The 21,668-nt window shown below is 40.5% G+C and carries 18 protein-coding genes; 11 read left to right on the top strand and 7 right to left on the bottom strand.

Annotation, left to right across the window (positions count from 1 at the left end; genetic code table 11):
• Positions 1-20 precede the first annotated feature (20 nt).
• The 5 genes from KO529_RS20260 to KO529_RS20240 all read left to right on the top strand — a co-directional run bounded on the left by KO529_RS20260 (position 21) and on the right by KO529_RS20240 (position 5,607).
• Positions 21-1,403: a 3-keto-disaccharide hydrolase gene (locus KO529_RS20260; protein ID WP_215949666.1), complete on the top strand. Its 1,383-nt coding sequence runs from the start codon at positions 21-23 to the stop codon at positions 1,401-1,403.
• 28 nt (positions 1,404-1,431) lie between these two features.
• A complete protein-coding gene (locus KO529_RS20255) occupies positions 1,432-2,790 on the top strand; it encodes a Gfo/Idh/MocA family protein (protein WP_215949665.1) in 1,359 nt (452 codons plus the stop codon).
• Between the two features lie 19 nt (positions 2,791-2,809).
• A complete protein-coding gene (locus KO529_RS20250; RefSeq protein WP_215949664.1) occupies positions 2,810-3,874 on the top strand; it encodes a PmoA family protein in 1,065 nt (354 codons plus the stop codon).
• A 7-nt stretch (positions 3,875-3,881) separates the two neighbouring features.
• On the top strand, positions 3,882-4,487 hold the full coding sequence (locus KO529_RS20245; RefSeq protein WP_215949663.1) for a 3-keto-disaccharide hydrolase: 606 nt from the start codon (positions 3,882-3,884) through the stop codon (positions 4,485-4,487).
• A gap of 70 nt (positions 4,488-4,557) precedes the next feature.
• Positions 4,558-5,607: a LacI family DNA-binding transcriptional regulator gene (locus KO529_RS20240; RefSeq protein WP_215949662.1), complete on the top strand. Its 1,050-nt coding sequence runs from the start codon at positions 4,558-4,560 to the stop codon at positions 5,605-5,607.
• 108 nt (positions 5,608-5,715) lie between these two features.
• Here the strand turns inward: KO529_RS20240 and KO529_RS20235 are convergent, their stop codons facing one another.
• From KO529_RS20235 to KO529_RS20225, 3 genes are all read right to left on the bottom strand, one after another.
• Positions 5,716-7,374, bottom strand: a complete 1,659-nt coding sequence (locus KO529_RS20235) for a RagB/SusD family nutrient uptake outer membrane protein (protein WP_215949661.1) — start codon at positions 7,372-7,374, stop codon at positions 5,716-5,718.
• 49 nt (positions 7,375-7,423) lie between these two features.
• Positions 7,424-10,507, bottom strand: coding sequence for a SusC/RagA family TonB-linked outer membrane protein (locus KO529_RS20230; protein ID WP_215949660.1), 3,084 nt, complete (start codon positions 10,505-10,507; stop codon positions 7,424-7,426).
• Between the two features lie 441 nt (positions 10,508-10,948).
• On the bottom strand, positions 10,949-11,923 hold the full coding sequence (locus tag KO529_RS20225) for an NAD(P)H-dependent flavin oxidoreductase (RefSeq protein ID WP_215949659.1): 975 nt from the start codon (positions 11,921-11,923) through the stop codon (positions 10,949-10,951).
• Positions 11,924-12,060: 137 nt separating this feature from the next.
• Here KO529_RS20225 and KO529_RS20220 point away from each other — a divergent pair, with 137 nt between their 5' ends.
• Entirely contained in the window at positions 12,061-12,537 is a 477-nt protein-coding gene (locus tag KO529_RS20220; RefSeq protein ID WP_215949658.1) for an acyl-CoA thioesterase, read from the top strand.
• Here KO529_RS20220 and KO529_RS20215 read toward each other — a convergent pair.
• Both KO529_RS20215 and KO529_RS20210 read right to left on the bottom strand, forming a co-directional pair.
• On the bottom strand, positions 12,521-13,414 hold the full coding sequence (locus tag KO529_RS20215) for a DMT family transporter (protein WP_215949657.1): 894 nt from the start codon (positions 13,412-13,414) through the stop codon (positions 12,521-12,523). The genes KO529_RS20220 and KO529_RS20215 overlap by 17 nt on opposite strands.
• A complete protein-coding gene (locus KO529_RS20210; RefSeq protein ID WP_215949656.1) occupies positions 13,411-13,764 on the bottom strand; it encodes an arsenate reductase family protein in 354 nt (117 codons plus the stop codon). Before KO529_RS20210 ends, KO529_RS20215 begins: the two co-directional genes overlap by 4 nt.
• 205 nt (positions 13,765-13,969) lie before the next feature.
• Between KO529_RS20210 and KO529_RS20205 the strand changes: the two genes are divergently transcribed.
• A complete protein-coding gene (locus KO529_RS20205; protein WP_247095081.1) occupies positions 13,970-14,437 on the top strand; it encodes a DinB family protein in 468 nt (155 codons plus the stop codon).
• A 9-nt stretch (positions 14,438-14,446) separates the two neighbouring features.
• Here KO529_RS20205 and KO529_RS20200 read toward each other — a convergent pair whose 3' ends face one another.
• Entirely contained in the window at positions 14,447-15,190 is a 744-nt protein-coding gene (locus KO529_RS20200; RefSeq protein WP_215949655.1) for a DUF3298 and DUF4163 domain-containing protein, read from the bottom strand.
• Positions 15,191-15,278: 88 nt separating this feature from the next.
• Between KO529_RS20200 and KO529_RS20195 the strand changes: the two genes are divergently transcribed.
• The 4 genes from KO529_RS20195 to KO529_RS20180 all read left to right on the top strand — a co-directional run bounded on the left by KO529_RS20195 (position 15,279) and on the right by KO529_RS20180 (position 21,130).
• Positions 15,279-16,433 (top strand): cystathionine gamma-synthase, encoded by a 1,155-nt coding sequence (locus tag KO529_RS20195; protein ID WP_215949654.1) that lies wholly within the window; start codon positions 15,279-15,281, stop codon positions 16,431-16,433.
• Between the two features lie 104 nt (positions 16,434-16,537).
• Complete coding sequence (gene gdhA / locus KO529_RS20190; RefSeq protein ID WP_215949653.1) at positions 16,538-17,881, top strand: NADP-specific glutamate dehydrogenase; 1,344 nt, start codon at positions 16,538-16,540, stop codon at positions 17,879-17,881.
• Between the two features lie 119 nt (positions 17,882-18,000).
• On the top strand, positions 18,001-18,720 hold the full coding sequence (recO, locus tag KO529_RS20185) for a DNA repair protein RecO (protein WP_215949652.1): 720 nt from the start codon (positions 18,001-18,003) through the stop codon (positions 18,718-18,720).
• Position 18,721: 1 nt separating this feature from the next.
• Positions 18,722-21,130, top strand: coding sequence for a TonB-dependent receptor plug domain-containing protein (locus KO529_RS20180; protein ID WP_215949651.1), 2,409 nt, complete (start codon positions 18,722-18,724; stop codon positions 21,128-21,130).
• 55 nt (positions 21,131-21,185) lie between these two features.
• Here the strand turns inward: KO529_RS20180 and KO529_RS20175 are convergent, their stop codons facing one another.
• Positions 21,186-21,605, bottom strand: coding sequence for a hypothetical protein (locus KO529_RS20175; protein ID WP_215949650.1), 420 nt, complete (start codon positions 21,603-21,605; stop codon positions 21,186-21,188).
• Positions 21,606-21,668: the final 63 nt, after the last annotated feature.

Genomic DNA, 21,668 nt, shown 5'->3' with positions numbered 1-21,668 from the left:
AAAATTAATACTTAAATGTTATGGCTAATAGGAAACTGACCAGGATAACCTTGGTAATACTGCTTCACTTTACCTTTTTCAATGCTCTTGCCCAAGATGGGTGGGAAACACTTTTTAACGGTAAGGATTTCTCCAATTTTGAACAATTGAACGGAAACGCGAAGTATAAAATTGAAAATGGGGAAATGATAGGAACCTCTAGGTTGAATACACCTAATAGTTTTATGGCTACCAAAAAGGCCTATGGCGATTTTATTTTGGAGTTTGATGTATTTGTGGAAAACGGACTCAATTCCGGAGTTCAATTTAGGAGTTTGAGCCTTCCCGAATATATGGATGGAAGGGTGCATGGATACCAATGTGAAATTGAAACCAGTGATAGAAAATGGGCTGGGGGTATATATGATGAGGCAAGAAGGGGCTGGTTATATCCTTTGTCCAGAAACAATAAAGGACAAAATGCTTTTAAACCTGGGGAATGGAACCATTATAGAATTGAGGCTATCGGCAACAATATTAGAACTTGGATAAATGGGATACAGTGTGCCAACTTGGTAGACGATGTTACTGCCAAAGGATTTATTGCTTTTCAGGTGCATTCCATTCACGATGCCAGTTTGGAGGGCAAAATAGTGAAATGGAAAAACATTAGGATCAAAACCACTGATTTGGAGAAGGAGCGTAAGCAGGTGGCCGTATATGCCCCGGAAATAAGCTATTTGCAAAATCAGCTTACTTCTGATGAAATTAGAAAAGGCTGGAGATTATTATGGGACGGCAAAACATCGGAAGGATGGCGTGGTGCCAAACTGAATGCGTTTCCAGAGAAAGGTTGGAATATGGAAGAGGGAACACTAAGTGTTCTGTCATCTGATGGTGCCGAATCCAGAAATGGTGGGGACATTGTAACAACGGAGGCGTTTAGCAATTTTGAATTAAGTGTAGATTTTAAGTTGACCAAAGGGGCCAATAGCGGGATTAAATATTTTGTAGATCCAGGGCTCAATATGGGACAGGGTTCTGCCATAGGGTTGGAGTTTCAGGTGTTGGATGATAAGGAACATCCAGATGCCAAAATGGGAAAAAATGGCAATAGGACCGTGGGATCCCTATATGACCTGATCCGTGCAGAGAACTTTGAAAATTCTAGGGGCAAGAACTTCAATGGGGTAGATAAATGGAACAATGCCCGTATAGTTGTAAGGGGAGGCCATGTTGAACATTGGTTGAATAATGTGAAGGTGGTGGAATACGACCGGTTTAGCCAGACCTTTAAGGCTCTGGTCGAAAAAAGCAAGTATGACAAATGGGAAAATTTTGGAACAATACCTGCAGGTAGGATCCTTTTGCAGGATCATGGAGACCATGTTTCCTTTAGAAGTATAAAAATTCGTGAGTTTTAAAAAAGGTTCAATTCAAAATATTAAGATTATGGGTGAAGGACGTAGAAATTTCATAAAGAAAACAGCATTGGCCTCAGGAGGCATAGCCTTGGGAATCAACTCTATGAGTGCAAAAAGCTACAGTAAGATCATTGGTGCCAATGACCGGGTAAGGGTAGGAATTGCGGGTTTTTCCAATAGGGCCAAAGGAGCCTTGATTCCTGCATTTTTGGGGCATCATAAAAAACAGAACTTTGAAATTGTGGGGGTTTCCGATATTTGGAACCGAAGAAGGGACGAAGGAGCTGCCTATTTGAAGGAGAAAACCGGGGACAAGATGAGGGTTTGGAGAAACCATGATGAAATGTACGAGGAAAATAAAATTGATGCTGTTATAATTTCTACTCCAGATTTCCAACATGCCCTACACACCGTTCAAGCTGCCAATGCAAAAAAGGATATTTACGTAGAAAAACCATTTGCAGAAACCATGGACGATGCAAGGGTGGGTAAAAAGGCGGTCGAAGATTCCGGTATCGTGTTTCAAATAGGTTCCCAAAGGCGAAGTGGACGCAATTACCATGCTGCCAACGACTATATTAAATCAGGTAAATTTGGGGATATCGTAATGGTTGAAATGAGTTGGAACGTAAATCAACCGGACAGATGGCGCTTGCCTGAATTGACCAGTCAGATCAAAGAATCGGATACCGATTGGAAGCGTTATTTAATGAACAGACCTTATGAGGCCTGGGATCCTAGAAAGTATTTGGAGTATAGATTGTTTTGGCCTTTTTCTTCAGGAATTCCAGGACAATGGATGTCCCACCAGATTGATACCGTACACTGGTTTACGGGACTAAACCATCCAAGGAGTGTTGCAGCCAATGGTGGAATCTATCTTTGGAAAGATGGAAGAAAAAATTACGATACCATGACTGCGGTATTCGATTATGGCCCATTGGATGACCTTTCCAAAGGTTTTCAAGTGGTATATTCGTCCAGGTTTACCAATTCCGCAGGTGGCACCAAGGAGATTTATTATTCCAATGGGGGAGAATTAAATCTGGACACAAATAAGGTGAGTCCCAATGGTGGGTTAAATGCTTCCCATGCCAATAAAATGGGAATGCAAGAGAATAAATTACCAGAATTTGATCTGTCGGATAGTGCCGTACAAGTGGTTACCTCCGCTGACACCGGTGCCGATAATATGACCTCATTGCATATGTTGAATTGGATGGAATGTGTAAGGAGCAGAAAGGAAACAAATGGTCCAATAGATGCGGCTTACAATCATTCTATTGCCAACATTATGACCACCGCGGCCCTTAGGACAGGATTAAAATCCACTTTTGATGAGAAGGCTCAGGATGTTTTGGCCGGTGACAAGGTTTTCAAATATTAATCCTAAAATCGATAATAGCATGAATAAGATCAATATTAGTTGTTTGCTCATTCTTATGGTAATTTCTTCCTGTAAGGATAAGGTGGAAAAGGGTAATGTTGAGGAACCTTCACAAAAGACGGATCAAGTTACCTTTAACAAAGATGAAAAGAATCAAAAGGTAGACGTACTAATAGACGGGAATTTATTCACAAGCTATGTATACGACGGAAAAACACCTAAACCCGTGCTCTATCCGGTAATTACCAAAAGCGGTAAAAAAATAACCCGGGGGTTCCCTATAGAGCCAGTAGAGGGGGAAAGGGTAGATCATCCGCACCATGTGGGAATATGGTTTAATTACGGAGATGTAAACGGGTTGGATTTTTGGAACAATTCCTATGCCATAAAAGAAGAGGATAAACATAAATATGGAACCATAAACCATAGGCAGATCGTGGAAACCAATGCGGAAAAGGGTACTCTGGTTACCAAAGCTAGCTGGGATACTTCAGATAATACCAAGCTATTGGAGGAAACAACGGAATTTTCCTTTAGTCAAAACGGGGATACTAGGAAAATTGTTAGAACTACTACCTTGAAAGCCATGGAAGATGTTTCCTTTAAAGATAACAAAGAGGGAATGATTGCTATCCGGGTAACTCGAGGGCTGGAACTTCCTTCTGACCAACCTTCTATATTCATGGATGCCAATGGGATACCAACCGAGGTTAAAGCTCTGAACAACGAAGGGGTTAATGGTAATTATTTAACCAGTGAAGGGAAGACTGGTGAAGAGGCCTGGGGAACACGGGCCAAATGGACTACTTTATACGGAAAGATTGCTGAAGAGCCTGTTTCGGTAACCATAATGGATCATCCCAACAATGTGGGATATCCTACCTATTGGCATGCACGGGGTTACGGACTATTTGCAGCCAATCCATTGGGACAAGAGGTGTTTTCGGAAGGCAAGGAAAAATTGAATTTTACTTTGGCCAAAGGGGAATCCGTAACTTTCAAATATACCATCTTGGTGCACAACGGCGAGCAATTGTCACAAGATTCACTGAATGGATATTTTTCTGATTTTAGCAAAAATTAATACTACTATGAAATATGTTGCGGTTTTATTGCTTTTTCTAACTTTTGGGAAAAGTGGAATGGCCCAGGATTCGGAAAAGGCATCCATGAACAGCTTGTTCAATGGTAAAACATTGGAGTCATGGAAAATACCGGATGGTGGGGAATGGACCGTAAAAAATGGAAAAATAATAGCCAAGAACAATCCCGGAAAAAAGGGTTCCATTCTTTGGACCAATGAGAGTTATAATGACTTTGTGGTGCAAATGGATTTTAAAATGATAAGTGGGAACATAGATTCTGGCATATTTATGCGGGGAGAGGATAAAAATAATCCTCAGATTCAAATTGGCATATCGGGTTCACTAAAAAGGGATATGACCGGGTCGCCATATGTTCCAGGAGCCAGTTATCCTGTGGAAGCGAAGAATGTAAATAAATTACTTCGTTTAAAGGGGTGGAATACTATCAAGGCCCGTGCAGTGAACAATAGGTATACGGTTTGGTTAAATGGAGAGGAAGTCATGAACTATACTATGGATAATGCCAATCTGCAAGGTCCCGTTGGGCTGCAATTACATCCGGGCAGGGAAATGGAGATACACTTTAGAAAAATAGTTTTAGGCAAGCTTTAAACAGAATCAAGTTGTAATTTTGCCGCCATTTTATATTGCCCTTATAATGCTAATTTAAGGAAGCTGGCCTATGGACAATCTTATCGGAATTAAACAAATTGCCAAACTGGCCAATGTCTCCATTGGCACCGTAGATAGGGTGTTGCATAATAGGCCCGGGGTATCCAATGCCACACGGGACAAGATAAAGGCTATAATCAAGGAAACCGGATATAAAAAGAATACGGTGGCCAGTCGCCTTAATTTGGCAGGACGCAAGAAATTAAAAATAGCCGTTCTTATACCGGAGGTCTCCAGTAATTGGAGCTATTGGGAGCTGCCCAAAAAAGGTATCGAAAAGGCTGTGGAAGAATTAAGCGAGATGGGCATCCTTGTCTCATATTACTATTTTACCGATCCTTTTTCCTTTATAAAATTGGGAGACGCCATTACCAATAAAAATTATGACGCCTTGGTCACGGTTCCATTTTTTATGGTGGAATGCAACAATCTGTTAAGTAAGGCCAAAGCCAAAAATATTCCTGTAGTCTTTATGGATACGGAAATCAAACTGGATTACCCTTCCTGTTTTATTCGGCAGAATTCACATAAGGCCGGAATGGTGGGAGCTAGGCTTTTACATGGGCTGGTCGGGACCGAGGGCCTCTATTTTGTAATCAATATTGTAACGGAGAGGGGCTTGCATGCCAATAATCAACAAAGGGAAAATGGCTTTAGGGAGTTTTTTGCAACGAATTTTAAGGGAAAGCCAATTTCCATTATGACCATTAATCATCCTATTGATCGTCCTTTCGAAATTAATCCTGAAATAGAAAACTGGTTCAAAGACCCTAGGCGAAAAGGGATTTTTGTAACCAACGCAAGATCTTATTTAATTCCGGAAATTCTTAAGACCTATAATGTTTCAAATGTTTCCGTGGTGGGCTTTGATCTGCATCAAAATAACTTGGACTGCCTAAGAAGGCAGGAGATTGATTTTTTAATCAATCAAAAACCGGAATTTCAAGGGTATACAGCTATTAAGGGAATGTTTAAATTCCTTACGGAACAGGATTCCTCAGATTTAAATATAGATGTCCCAGTAGAAATAATTGTGCAGGAGAATAGTGATGCGCTTTAGAGAGCCATCTCCCTCTATCACTTAAGTTGCGTTTAAATATCAACAAAAATAATAGGCCTCCAAATATTTGGAGGCCTATTTTGATACTAACTCAATGGCTACTTTTTATTATTGTGGATATCCTGGATTTTGTGGATAACCTCCCAAGCTTCTGTCTATTTGATCTTGAGGTATAGGTCTCAGTGTATGATATTCCTGAATGTTTGGAGCTGCTTGTGGGTTGTGCAAAGTAGTTCTTTCAACTAGTTTGCCTGTTCTTACCAAATCCCACCAACGGTGTCCTTCCCCAGCCAGTTCACGTGCCCTTTCGTCCAAGATAAAATCTAGATCAACATCAGCTCCCGTAATTTGCATGGCTGTTTCCATTCCTGGTACAGCAGCCCTTACCCTTACCATATTAATATCATCTGCCGCTCCACCTGGATCGCTTTGTTTTAATCTTGCTTCGGCACGTATCAAATAGGCATCGGCCAAACGCATAAGTACAAAATCGCGCTGTCCTGGTGTATGTTGTCTGTCAGGACGGGTCGGGTCTATCCATTTGTTCAATGAGGGGAACAACCTTTCTGTATATTCGTCATTGGTTATCGTCATATATGGTTTGGTGTCTTGTAAGGACTGTGGCCAATCAATATCTTTTCCAGGTCCAGGAATATATACTGCAGTATCACCGATTGAAAGCGCAGCCCTTGCAGGTTCACTTCCACTGGCTACAGTAGCGGGCTCATCCTTATTGGCGTACCATACATGTTTAAAAGAGTCATCGTATCTGCTGTCTTGGTTTCGGTCCCAAAGCCCCAACATAAAGTCCGTAGGGCGGTGTCTTTTCCATGGCCTTCCATTTTCTACATCTCTGGTCAGGCCCCGAAGAACATCATACTCCATTAAGAAATACAAGTGTCCGCGGTGTCCGAAATCGTCCGTACCGTCGTCAACTTGGGCCTTGGAATTTGTAATGTTCCAAACAATTTCACTGTTTTCCTGATTGTTTATGTCCCATAGGTCGGCATAATTATCCAAAAGGGAAAAACCGTAGTTGGTTATTACACTGGTCATCAAAGTTTCTGCCCTAGAGGCATCAGTACTTTCGGCCCATGAAGTATAACTTCTTGTCAAGAGTGCTTTTGCCAACAAAAATTCAGCAGCGGCTTTCGTGGCCCTACCGTAAGGAGATTGTGTGGCGGGCAGATTGGCTATGGCAAATTCAAGATCTGGCACAATTGCCTGGCTATAGATTTCTGCCCTTGCGGTCTTATTGGCCTCTATTTCTATTCCTACTGTCTCCTCTAGGCTTAAATGTACGTCGCCGTAGGTATTTGTTAAGTCAAAATAGTAGAGTGCCCTTAGAAATCTCACTTCGGCCAAGCGAATATTTTTAATGGTCTCATCCATTTCCAAACCTTCAGAGCGACCTATAACGGCATTTGCTTGGTTGATACCTTTGTACCAGTCTCTCCAAGCATCCCTTACATAACTTTCGGCACTGTTGAGCCCTACGTCATAGGTATTAAATACCTTATGGCCACCATCGGAACCATTTGTCCAGATATCAGAGCCCATAGTTGTCATTGCAAATCCACGTTCTTGCCCATAAAAGGGTTTTAGTAGGGCGTATGTGGCGTTCACGGCATCACCAAACCCTTTCTCGGTAGTGTAATATGAAGCTGATGAGACATCGGTCACCAACTCTTCTTCTAGGAATTTATCACAGGAGGTTATGCTAACCATCAGTGATAAAGCCAAGATTTTATATGTTATTCCTTTCATAATATTTTGTTTAGACATTTAATAATATATCTATTTAAGATTTTTGGCTTTAAAAAGTTACGTTCAATCCTAGAGAAAACATTTTGTTACTAGGGATGGTACTGGACGATAGACCTCCATCTTCCTGATCGGTTTCAGAGGTTTCGGGATCAAATGTATCATAGTCTGTTATGGAAAAAAGGTTCTGCCCTGCCACATACAGCCTTATGTTGGACATTTTTAGCTTTTCCGTTATGGATTTTGGGAAATTATAGCCCAAGGTAACATTACGCAGTTTTATATAACTACCATCAAAATATGATAAAGTAGATGCGTTTCTAGGACTTTCCTGATTTTCATTAGGTCTAGGATTGGCATTGGTAGGATTGTCAATAGTCCAATAGTCTACATCTAAATTGTTATAGCGCCCAAATAGGGAGTTATTGCTATCATGGAATCTGGACCGTATCATTTGCCCTTGTCTAAAATAGAAGAAAAAGCTAAGATCCAATCCCTTGTAGGAGAAATTGTTGGTAATACCTCCATAAAAATCAGGTACATCAGATCCCAAAATTACTCGGTCGTCAGGAGTGATGATTCCGTCACCATCCTGATCTCCCAATTTAATTTCACCAGGCACCTTTCCTTCTGCCGTATTGGCCAGCGCTTCTTCGGATGTTTGGTAAATTCCAACTTTTTCATAATCATAGAATACGTTGATCGGAGAGCCAATAAACCACTGGTTTCCAACATCGTCAATAGAATTGCCATTTTCATCTTTTAGGGCCAATTCGGTAATTTCCTCTTTTAGGCCAGCAATGTTGAAACCTATGTCCCAATTAAGGCCTTCAGGATTAGTAAGTATATCGGCATTTATATTGAATTCCAAACCTGAGGATGCAGTTGCACCAATATTCTGCAAGATACTTTCATATCCAGAGGTATATGGTAAACTTCTATTTAACAAAATATCGGTGGTTTTAGTGCTGAACCAATCCAATGCACCGCTTATTCTGCCATTTAAGAAACCATAATCGACACCCACGTTAAAGGTTTTGGAGACTTCCCATCCCAAATCGGAATTGGGAATTTCATTAAGCCCAAATCCAAGAGCTGTAGTTTCCCCATAAGCATAGGCAGTACCTTCAAGTCTACCTGCAGTCTGATAAGGATCTACAGAAGTGTTGCCCACTTCCCCATAGGAAGCTCGTAGCTTTAAATCCGACAATGTATTGGAATCACTTAAAAAGTCTTCTTGGGATAATCTCCAACCTGCTGAAAATCCAGGAAAGTAGTTCCATTTGTTGCCTTCAGCCAGTCTTGAGGAACCATCTGCCCTTAACGAACCTTGAAAGAGGTATTTTCCATCTATATCATAATTAACCCTACCCATAAAGGAAGATAGTGTCCATTCCACCAATCCCGAGGTGATATCGCCTTTTACCGATGCAGACCCCATATTGTAAAATTGTTGTGATTCATAGGGGATGTTTGCTACGGCTGTATAGCTATTTTCTTGACGTGATTTTTGGATACTCTGTAATAAGGTAACTTTCAGGTTTTGACTATCCGTAATAGATTTGTTGAAAGTTAATAAGTTTTCCAGCGTATACCCAAAATTGTCATTGTGCTCAATTGAAGCATCTCCTGGGCCTCCGCGGTTATCATTTGTTAAACTGCCCCTAAATTGACCGCGTCTTCTATACCGTATATCGGGACCGAAAGTAGTGGTCCATTTTAATTCTGGGCTGATGTTGATATCTAGATATACCGGTGCGAATATCCTTGTGGTTTTACGCTCATCAATATATGCTCCATCAACCAGTTCGTTCAATGGATTGGTCCTAATACCGTCATTGGTTGGCAAGAACAAAAGATTGCCAGCGTCATCATAAGGTATACCCAAAGGATTAATGGCCAAGGCTTCTCCCATGGTCGCCGAGGATCCCCAATTTTGGATGGAGTTTGAAATGGAGAATGAGATCCCAACTTTAAAAATATCATTTATGCGGTGATCAAGATTTATTCTTCCTGTAAGACGTTCAAAATCCATATTGCTAATGATACCTTGCTCATTGAAATAGCCTAAAGAAGCATTAAAAGTAGTGTTCTCAGAGCCACCGCTCACCCCTAATTGGTGATTGGTCTGCCACCCATTGTTCAACACTAGGTCCAACCAATCTGTGGATCTACCTTCTTCAATGGATTTAAGTTCAACAGGGTCTAGGAAAACAGCCGTATCATCTGGAATGGTTCCATTCCAGGAAGATCTTCTGGATTCTCTTTTCAAATCTGCAAATTCTTCGCCATTCATCATGTCTACCAACCTTGTGGCCGAGGTAGTACCGATATGGCTGCTATAGGTAACCTTTGTTTTTCCTACCCTTCCACGCTTAGTAGAAATTAGGATTACACCGTTGGCACCTCGTGATCCATAAATTGCAGTTGCCGCGGCATCTTTTAATATTTGCATGGATTCAATATCCTGGGGGTTGATATCTGCTACGGATTCGTTTCCACTTATTTGAGGAATACCATCTATAACGTAAAGCGGATCATTGGAAGCCCCAATAGATCTTCTTCCCCGTATTCTAACCGTAGAGTTTTCTCCTGGTCGTCCACCATCGGCTTGGATGTCTACCCCTGCAACCTGTCCTTTAATGGCATCTATACTGCTGGAAGTTGCAATTCTTTCTATGGCGCTAGCATCAACAGAAGAAATTGCTGCAGTTACTTCTCCTTTTTTTTGCGTTCCATAACCAGTAATTATCACCTCGTCCAAGGCTTGGGAATCCTCTTCCAATACTACATTCATACTGGCACCGGAAACGGTCATTCTTTTGGTGCTCATACCAATATATGAGAATTCCAATATCTTGCCGTTTTCAACCGCAATGGTAAAATTACCATCAAAATCGGTAACGGTCCCCTTAATGGTGCCAACAACTACTACGCTAACCCCAGGCAATGGCATGTTATTCGCGTCTGTCACCGTACCGGAAACTTCCTGTTGAACTGCTGTTGGGGGGCCGTTCAACGCCAGGGCTGGACTGAAAGCTGTGAGTAAGGACAAAAAGAAAATCTGAATAAAGATTTTCTTCCAAACAGGAATACCCTGCTGTAAATGAATTGCTTCATTAATCTGTTTTTTCATAATTTGAAGTTTGATGAGTTAATTAAACATAACACGTTAATTTTAACGTGAACGTTAACGAATATAATAATATATTTTATACGTAATAGGATTTTTATAAAAATTTAGTGTTAAAAGTTATAAAAGACCATTTAACACGGTATTTAATTATGGAATCAATATTTATTAACATAAATTAACTTAATATTTTGCGAGGGTGTAAAACCTTGTTTTTTGAGTATAACATATAGTGTTTATGGGACTTGAGTAGGAAATAACAGGTAAGTGTGGTACGATTTTATGTACTCTGACTACCGCAAAAGTTTAAATGGGTAAAGTTTTTTGTACAAAAAGTATTTTAATTTATTGTATAGGAATGCGGTAGTAGGATTGGATATAGAAAAAAATTGTTGCCTACTATAAAAATAAACGGCATAAAAATACAAAGTGGGATGAAAGTAACTATTTGGGATAAATTTCCAAAATCTTTATCTGCTCTTCAATAGCCGATTTAAATTCGGATTTTAGGTTCGCCACCAATTCTGATACGGATTCTACATTGTCTATAGTCGTAACTCCCTGTCCGGCAGACCAAATAGTTTTCCACGCTTTGGCTTCCGTATTGAGCTCTTTCCCAAAATCTATCTTTCTGTCTTTTTTTAAATCTTCCTCTGTAATTCCGGCAGCCTTTAGGCTGGCTCCCAAAAAGTTGGCGTGTACGCCTGATATTGCGGCGGTATAGACCACATCACTGGCCCCGGCCTTGATAATCATTTGTCGATATTCCTCCGAGGCTTTACTTTCTTTAGTGTTTATAAATCTAGTGCCCATATAGGCGAGATCTGCTCCCATTTGCAAGGCCGAGGCAATATCCTGTCCTGTACTGATACAGCCAGAGAGTAAAATGGTTTTGTCGTAGAATTTCTTTATTTCTGCCACTAAGGACATGGGGTTTATGGTGCCGGCGTGGCCTCCCGCACCAGCGGAAACAAGTATTAAGCCGTCTACCCCAGCTTCGGCGGCTTTTTCCGCATGTCTTTTTTTAATGATATCATGAAACACCAGGCCACCATAACTATGTATGGCGTGGACTACCTGGGCTACAGCACCTAAAGAGGTAATTATTAGAGGGACTTTATGCTTTATACAGACTTTTAAATCGGCTTCCAATCTGGGATTGGTAGGGTGAACAATTAGATTCACGCCATAAGGGGCCGCTTTCTTTCCAGTTTCCTCTTCATATTTCTTTAATTCGGTTTTAATCTCTACCAACCAATCCTCAAAACCCTCTGTACTACGCTGATTGAGTGCTGGAAAAGTGCCCACTATCCCATTTTTACAGCATTCAATGACCAATTGTGGGCCAGATATAAGAAACATGGGTGCTGCCACCACGGGTAGTGCTAGTTCTTTTATGAAAGCGGCTTTTTTGCTCATTTGGATTATGGTTTTTAAGAATTGAATATACTTGGATAACCTAAAAGTAAATGACTAAAATATTTAAATTTTTATAAAAAATAGTACATTTGAATTATTATGCATGCATAATAATTCAAATGTACTAAATAAAAAGAATGTATTTAAAAGAATTCGAAATACGATGGAGCGATGTAGATGCCAATCGCCATATGGCCAATTCCGCCTATTTAAATTTTATGAGCCACACAAGGATGTCTTTTTTGCTGGAAATTGGCTTTAACCAAAAGACAATGTCACAGAACAATATTGGTCCCGTGGTGTTCCATGAGCATGTCTATTATTTTAAGGAAGCATTTTTAGGGAAGCCAGTAAAGGTTTCCTTGGAGTTGGTTGGACTTAGTGAGGACGGAATGTTCTTTGAATTTCATCATAATTTTTACGATGGAAATGGAAAGAATTTTGCCCATTGTCAGATTATGGGGGCATGGATAGATTTGAAAACAAGAACCTTGACCGGTTTGGGCAAGGAGTTTCTGGAGGCTTTTAACAAGGTGCCCAAGGGAGACGGATTTAAGGTACTTACCAAAGAGGATACCCGTAAGTTTTCGGTGCGTCCTAAGGACCTGGTCTAACTTTTTTACTTACCAGATACACGCCGATCAATACCAAGACTATTGCCAAAAACTTAACCAAAGTAAGATGGTCCTTGCCGGCTACAATGGCAAATATGATTCCTATCAAGGGTTGCAGGTACATAAAAACACCTACTGTTGAGGCCTTGAGTTGCGTAAGTGCAAAAACATTGAACAAATAGGTCAAAAAGGTAGTTCCAATGACTACAAAAGCGATGGCTCCAAGGGCCTCTGCAGGAAGATGGCTCCATTGTATCTCTGTAAATTCTGAATATGTTATGGGAAGTGTAATGATGAATCCAATTCCAAACATCCATTTCATAAGGGTGAAAGGGTGGTATTTTTCGAGTAGTTTTTTAACTAATATAAGGTACAGCCCATATGAAGTAGCATTTACTATAAATAGCAGGTTTCCCAATGGTATGTTGGTGGCATCCTGTCTAATTTCAGCACCAAATAAAATTAATGCCAGTGCTCCTATCAAGCCCATAAAAACACCAATCCCTCGCTGAAGGGTAATTTTTTCCTTGATAAATAGTGCAGATAATATTACGACAAGGATTGGGGTAACAGTAATGAGTACTGCACTGTTGATTGGGGTGGAAAGGTCCAATCCCTTAAAGAACGAAAGCATATTGATACCCATTCCAAAGAAGGCGCAAACCAATAACCTTCCCCAGTCCCTCCGTTCCAGTTTTTCTTTTGGACCAAAAAAGGAAATGCCCCAGAATAATAGGCTTGCACCTAAAAGCCTAAGGAAAATAAATCCAAAAGGTTTAACATAGGTAGGCATCACCCCCTTGGCAATGGTGTGGTTTATGCCATATATGGTTGTTGCCCCCAAGGCAGCTAGGATAGCAAGGGTTCGTCTACTCACGAATTTATTTTTGCTTTGGCTGCTGCCACAACAGCCTTGCTATTTCCTACAAAAATATCGTTGTCAATAATGATAACCGGGCGTTTTAAAAAGGTATAGTGTTCAAGGATAAGGTCCTTGTAGTCTGCTTCCGTTAGTTTTTGTTCCTTCAGATTTCGCTCTTTATAGAGTCGCGCCCGCTTGCTGAACAAGCTCTCGTAGCTCCCGGACAATTTGGCCATACCTTCCAGTTGGTCCGGTGTAATAGCCTCGGTTTTAATATCCTGAAGTTTAAAATCCTTGGGTGGTTCCAACTCTTTTAAGATCCTTTGGCAGGTATCACAAGTGCTCAAGTGAAATATCTTTTTCATGTATATTTATTATCGCTTTCAGAGGTCACATGAAACCACTTATGATCAAAATAACTATTAAATACCCAGGAAAAGATTATTTTAATCATGTCGGTTTCATTTTGTAAATCTGTTCCTCCATATATTTTCGCCTTGCAAAGAAACCCAATTACATTGAATTGTACTATTTTTAGCGGCAATTGTAAAAAAATAATAACCGAAAAAAATGTCAACTTTGGAAAATGCATTCGATGTTACGCTTCAAAACAGAAAAAGACTTTATAAATTTTTAACCGAGACTCCAAAGGAGATTCTTCTACAGATTCCACATGGCTTCCGCAACAATATTTGGTGGAATATTGCCCATGTGGTAGTTACCCAACAACTTCTGGTGTACAAATTCAGCGGACAACCCATAAGGGTGAGTGAGGCCTTGGTGGAAAAATTTAAAAAGGGAACCATACCTGATGGTACTGCTACAGAAGAGGAGATTAAACAAGTGGCAGATTTATTATTGCCTACTCTTGAATGGATGCAAGAGGACTATGCGAAAGGACTATTTAAAGAGTATACTGAATATACTACTAGCGCCAATGTAACTTTAAGCTCGGTGGATGATGCCATTATTTTCAATGTTTATCATGAAGGCCTTCATCTTGGAGCTATTTTATCCTTGTTAAAAGTTGTATCCTAGGGGCAGCATTTATAATTCTTTCTTGAATTTTAAGTAGGGTTCTAATTCCTTGAATTTCAGGGTTAAAATAATTGGTCCGTCCGCATAGGAGGCAACTTCATACTGTTCGTAGAACAATTGTAGGCCTTCTTGGGTAAACCCAATATTTTCCGGAAGGTAAAATTTATCGTCCTCAAACATAAAACCGGTGGCATTAATTGAGCCGTTTACTGGAATTTTTTCTTGGTCCCTAAATTTGCCTTCTGCAAAACTTTGAAATTCCAATGGGTCTTTAAATAATTCCATGGTTTCCATTTCCAACACTTTTGCCTTATCAAAATTTAAAAATCGGGTAGAGGAAAAACCGTGTGCCCCACCGGTAAAGGAATAGGCATTGACCTGAATGGTCAGTATATTTTTATCCTCATAGGTTACTTTGCCTTCAATATCGGCTTCCCAACCAACTGGCTCATCGGGATACATTTTTTTTAATTCCAAATATCCGTTCTTAAAGGATTGGATGGCTTCCTCTATGTTGGTAGCTTCTATTTCATCATCGTAAATAAGTAAGGATATCACCTCTTCCTTCACTGAATTGTTTATGATGTTGCTTATAGGTTTGTCGTCCAGGGCTCTAGGGATGTGGATGGTTACCTTTGGACAATTGTTACAATCTTCTGTTATAAAATTGAGGGGCTCAAAAGTGAGCCGATCATCCTTTTCACAATTCCACAATAATAAAACGATCAAAAAATAGGCGAATCTAATCTTCATAAAAGCAATTACTTAAGATAGGTGCAAAGCTACAATATCATTGTATTCCCAAAAAGATAAAGGTACATTTGTGTATAGAAATTTAGATATGGGTAAAAAACAATTAAAATTCAATAGCAGGACAATTCATGGAGGACAGTCACCCGACGAGGCATATGGTGCGGTTATGCCCCCCATCTATCAGACATCTACATACGCCCAAAGCACTCCGGGCGGCCATAAGGGATATGAATATTCCAGAAGTGCCAACCCAACTAGGACAGCATTGGAGAATTCCTTGGCCAGTATTGAGAATGGGAATTATGGTTTGGCATTTGGTAGTGGATTGGCGGCCATTGATGCGGTTATTAAATTATTGGGTCCTGGGGATGAGGTTATTTCCACCAGTGACCTGTATGGGGGTAGTTATCGGATTTTCAAGAAAATTTTTGAAAAGTTCGGTATCGTTTTCCATTTTGTTGAGATGCAGGATACTGCAGAAATAGCAAAACATATTAGTGCAAAAATAAAGCTTATTTGGGTGGAGACCCCCACCAATCCAATGATGAATATTATTGATATTAAGTTGGTTTCCCAATTGGCAAGAAAACATAAGATCCTGCTTGCTGTGGACAACACTTTTGCGACGCCTTATCTGCAGCTGCCTATGGATTTGGGGGCCGACATTGTAATGCACTCCGCCACGAAATACCTTGGGGGACATAGCGATGTTGTCCTGGGGGCATTGGTGGTCAAGGATAAGGAACTGGCAGACCAATTGTATTTTATTCAAAATGCAAGTGGTGCGGTGTGCGGACCAATGGATAGCTTTTTGGTGCTTAGGGGAATAAAAACCTTGCACGTAAGGATGCAAAGACACTGCGAAAATGGGAGAGCGGTGGCGGAATATTTGGCAAATCATCCAAAAATTGAAAAAGTATTTTGGCCAGGTTTTCCGGATCACCCCAATCATAAAGTGGCAAAAAGTCAAATGAAAGATTTTGGGGGAATGATTTCCTTTGTTCCAAAAGGGGGCAATTACCAAGATGCCATTAAAATCGTTGAAAAACTACAGCTGTTTACCCTAGCAGAATCCTTGGGCGGGGTGGAGAGTTTGGCAGGGCATCCGGCCAGCATGACCCATGCCAGTATTCCGAAAGAGGAAAGGGAAAAAAGTGGTGTTGTAGATGCCTTGATTAGACTAAGTGTGGGCATAGAGGATAAGGAAGATTTAATTGAGGACTTACGCCAAGCTATAGAATAAATATGTTATCAAATTTTGAAAATAATAGGGTTTACATTATAGAAATAATATAATTTTGCCCTTAAACTCAATATTTATCAACAATTAGCAATAAATCAGATTTTATGGAAGACAAGATAAATGCTTTTATGGATGAGGTAAAAGGGCGTAATAGCCATGAGCCGGAATTCATTCAAGCAGTGCAAGAAGTTGCCGAAACCGTTATTCCCTACATTAGTAATCATGAAATTTACAATGGAAAGAATATATTATTAAGAATGGTAGAGCCCGAAAGGTTAATTTCCTTTAGGGTTTCTTGGGTGGATGACGATGGTGAAATACATGTAAATAGAGGTTATAGGATCCAAATGAATTCTGCCATTGGTCCTTATAAAGGCGGGCTTAGGTTTCATCCTACTGTAAATGCAAGCGTCCTAAAGTTCCTGGCCTTTGAACAGGTTTTTAAAAATAGCCTTACAACCCTGCCTATGGGAGGAGGAAAAGGAGGATCGGATTTTGATCCAAAAGGAAAATCGGACGATGAGGTAATGCGTTTTTGCCATGCGTTTATGACGGAGCTTTGTAGGCACATTGGTCCCAATACGGACGTGCCTGCAGGTGATATAGGTGTCGGCGCAAGGGAAATTGGGTTCCTGTTCGGAATGTATAAAAAGATCAGAAATGAGTTTACAGGGGTTTTAACCGGGAAGGGTCTTTCTTGGGGCGGGTCTAAAATTCGACCTGAGGCTACAGGGTATGGTACCGTTTATTTTGCCCAAAGTATGTTGCAATCCAAAAAGGAAGATGTTAAGGGTAAAACCGTGGTAATCTCCGGATCTGGAAACGTAGCGCAATATGCTGCTGAAAAAGTGATTCAATTAGGGGGCAAGGTAGTTACCCTTTCAGATTCTGGCGGCTATATTTATGACAAGGATGGTATTGATGAGGAAAAACTGGCCTTCGTTATGGATATTAAAAACAAAAACCGCGGAAGAATATCCGATTATCTGAATAAGTATACATCCGCAGAATTCCATAAAGGAAAGACACCATGGGAGGTGCCATGCGCAATAGCCTTGCCATGTGCAACCCAAAATGAGCTGGACGGGAAGGATGCAGAGACCTTGCTGAAAAATGGATGTATCTGTGTGGCCGAAGGAGCGAATATGCCATCGACCCCTGAAGCAATACATGCCTTTCATGAAGCTAAAATACTATTTGCCCCAGGAAAGGCGTCCAATGCAGGTGGGGTGGCCACCTCAGGTTTGGAAATGTCACAGAACTCATTGCGCATTAGTTGGACGCGTGAAGAGGTAGATGAACGTCTACAAAAAATAATGAAGGATATTCATGATTCCTGTATAGAATATGGAAAGGACGACGATGGCTATTGTAACTACGTAAAAGGAGCAAATATTGCCGGGTTCGTAAAAGTTGCCGACGCTATGTTGGCGCAGGGAGTGATATAAGTTTTAATAAGTCGATATTAAGTCGAGCTATTTTAATTATGAGCAATTTTCAAGACCCTTAAGGTTTTCATGACCTTAAGGGTCTCTTTGTGTTATCTTTGCTCCCAGATATATTTGTAATGCAGGTTGCTACCAAAGGAATTGTTTTAACGTCTATTAAATATGGGGATACCAGTTTAATTGTCAGGATATTTACTCTTTCGGATGGAATAAAATCCTATCTGTTGAGAGGGATTCTGGCTTCAAAAAAAGGGAAGTTAAAAACAGCATACTTTCAACCCTTGCTTCAATTGGATCTGATTGCCTCCCATAAGAACAAGGGAACCTTGGAAAGCATTACCGAAGCCAAGGTAAGTTATCATTATCAGTCGCTGCACACGGATATTGCCAAGAATGCCCTAGCATTTTTTTTGGCAGAAATGTTAAACAATAGTATTCACGAGGAAGAGGCCAATGACAGTCTGTTCAACTTTATTGAAGCGGCTCTGCAGTGGTTGGATGCCCATGATGAATTTGCTAATTTTCATCTCTATTTTTTGCTATCATTGACCAAGTATTTTGGTTTTTACCCGGACACCAATAATATGGATTATTTGTGCTTTGACCTGTTGGAGGGGGAGTTCATAAAATCGCCATCGTTAAATCCAATCTTGGAAGGGGAGAATTTAAAACACTTTAAAGAGCTTTTGGGCATAAATTTTGATGCACTACATAGTATTAAACTAAACAAAAAGAACCGTCAGGAGCTCTTGAAAAATCTTGTCCTTTATTTTGAATTACATTTGCAGGGATTTAGAAAACCGAAATCATTGGCCGTGTTAAATGAAGTTTTTAGCTGATATGCAAAAGATAGTTTTCATAGTTGTCCTCCTAATAGTTAATGGTGCATTGGGGCAGGAAATTGTTATTTTGGACGAGGAAGACCATCAGCCGATTCCCAATGTGATTGTTTATAATTGGGATAAATCCAGAACGGCCCTTTCCGATTTTGACGGCAAATGCGACCTTTCCAAATTTGATCTGGGCGAACGGATCACCTTCACGCATATAGGCTACCAAAACTATAGAAGTACCAAGTCCCATGTGCTTAAAAAGGAAAAGCTCTATATGACATTGATTGCGGAGCAGTTGGATGAGGTGGTGATGTCTATCTCCAAATGGGAACAGCAGAAAAAGGACATTCCTCAGAAAATATCGCTGATGAATGCCAAAACCATAGAATTTACGGCCTCCCAAACCTCGGCAGATCTCCTTCAGAATAGCGGAAAAGTATTTGTCCAGAAAAGTCAGCTAGGGGGCGGTAGTCCAATGATAAGGGGTTTTGCAACCAATAGATTGTTGCTTTCCGTAGACGGTGTTCGTATGAACAATGCCATTTTTAGGGGGGGCAACATTCAAAATGTGATTTCAATAGATCCCTTTACCATTAAAAGTACCGAGGTGATTTTTGGTCCTGGATCTGTAATTTATGGTTCTGATGCTATTGGAGGGGTCATGAATTTCTATACCAACAATCCCCAATTCTCAAAGACCGATAGTTTGCAGTTCTCCGGGAAATCAAATTATAGGTATTCTTCGGCCAATAACGAAAATACCTTTCATGTGGATTTCAATTTGGGCAAAAGGGAATGGGCGTTTTTGAGCAGCCTTACCTATAACAACTTTGGAGATCTTAAAATGGGGTCCCATGGACCTTCTTCCTATTTGAGGAACAATTACGTAGTTACCGAAAATGGTCAGGATGAACTTAGGGAAAATGAGAACGCCAAAAAGCAGGTGCCCTCAGGGTATGATCAAATTAATATAATGCAAAAAGTGCTCTTCAGGCCCAATAGCAATTGGAATATCAATCTAAGCGCATATTATTCCGAAACTTCCGATTATTCCAGATATGATAGACTTATTAGACCGTCCAAGGACGGGCTTGGCCTACGTTCCGCGGAATGGTTCTACGGTCCACAGAAATGGTTTATGGGAAACCTGCAATTCTATAAAAACGGCAAAGGAAAGTTTTATGATGGACTAAAAATAACAACTGCCTATCAAAATTTTGGGGAAAGTAGGAACGACAGGAATTATGGGGATGCTATAAGGTATAGGACCAAGGAGAATGTAGATGCTATTTCTGCGAACGTGGATTTTGAAAATAAGCGTATTGGAAATCTTAGGCTTTACTATGGTGGGGAATACATATTTAATAAAATAGGGTCTACAGGAAATGAGTTTAATATAGAGACTATGGCCACCTCGCCTAGTGCATCCAGGTATCCGGACAATTCTACCTGGCAAACACTCGCCGGCTATATTAGTGGTGAGCTAAAGGCCAAGCCTAACTTTACATTTCTATCCGGGCTCAGATATAGCCATGTTTGGATAGATGCAATTTTTGACCAAACTTTTTATTCTTTTCCCTTTATTGATGCCGATCTTAGTACTGGCGCCTTAACCGGAAGCTTGGGATTTAGTTGGTTTCCAAAAGCGGATTTACAGGTTACCTTTAATGGATCCACCGGATTTAGGGCCCCGAATATAGATGATGTAGGTAAGATATTTGATTCAGAGCCTGGGTCTGTGGTAGTTCCCAATCCAGATTTGGAGCCGGAGTATGCCTATAATTTGGAGGTTGGGATCCAGAAAAATTTTAATGATAGATGGATGTTAAAGGGAGCCTCCTTCTATACTTATTTGGTAGATGCCCTTGTCCGACGGGACTTTCAATTTAATGGGAACAGCGAAATAGTTTACAACGGGGAATTACATAATGTCCAGGCAATACAGAATGCGGCAAAGGCCTATGTTTACGGTTTCGAATTTGGTTTGGATGCCTTTCTGACCGAAAGCCTATCTGTGAACGCCAACCTTACCCTTACCGAGGGGATTGAGGAAGAGCAGGATGGTACCGACACCCCAGGAAGACATGTGGCCCCAACTTTTGGCGATTTTCATATAGTTTGGAAGAATCAAAAATTAAAAACCGATCTCTTTGCCAACTTTAACGGGGAAATAAGTTATTCGGATATGTCTATGTCCGAAAAAACAAAGGACTATATATATGCAGTAGATGCGGACGGCAATCCTTACTCCCCATCTTGGTATACCTTAAATTTTAGATCACAATACCAATTCTCCAACGCCTTTAAATTCACTGCAAATTTGGAAAATATTACGGATCAAAGGTATCGTTCCTATTCCTCCGGAATCGTGGCACCGGGAATTAATTTAATTTTGGGTGTGGGCTATACGTTTTAAAAAAAAAAGTCCGGTATTTGTATACCGGACTTTTTTTTAATGAAAATAGGGAAAACTATTCCTGTATTTTCTCTTTGGCCTCCTTGGCAGCGGCCTTCGTCTTGTCTGCAGCCTTGGTGGCGGCATCTTTTACCTCGTCACCTACCTCCTTGGCAACAGCTTTGGTCTTGTCTACTGCATCGGTGGCGGCGCCCTTAATATCCTCTCCTGCTTCTTTGGCAGCATCACCGGCCTTATTCATGGCCTCGTTGCCCGCCTCTTTCATATCATCTCCCATTTCTTTTGCATCTTCCATGGCTTCTGAGGCAGCACCTTTTACCTCTTCCCCAACTTTTTTCATATCCTCCCCAACTTCTTTTAATGCTTCATTTGTTTCTTCCATGGCATCCTTGGCCTTATCCTTCGTTTCTCTACACGATACAAATGAAATGCTCAAGGCAATCATCAAAATTGAACTTAAAATTACTTTTTTCATTTTGTTAGTTTTTGAAATTAAATTGAATGTGATACAGATATATACGTAAGTCTTGGGGATTTA

The organism is Arenibacter algicola (assembly GCF_018860365.1).
GTDB classification, from domain to species: Bacteria; Bacteroidota; Bacteroidia; order Flavobacteriales; family Flavobacteriaceae; genus Arenibacter; species Arenibacter algicola_B.
This window is presented reverse-complemented; position numbering and strand designations above follow the sequence as displayed.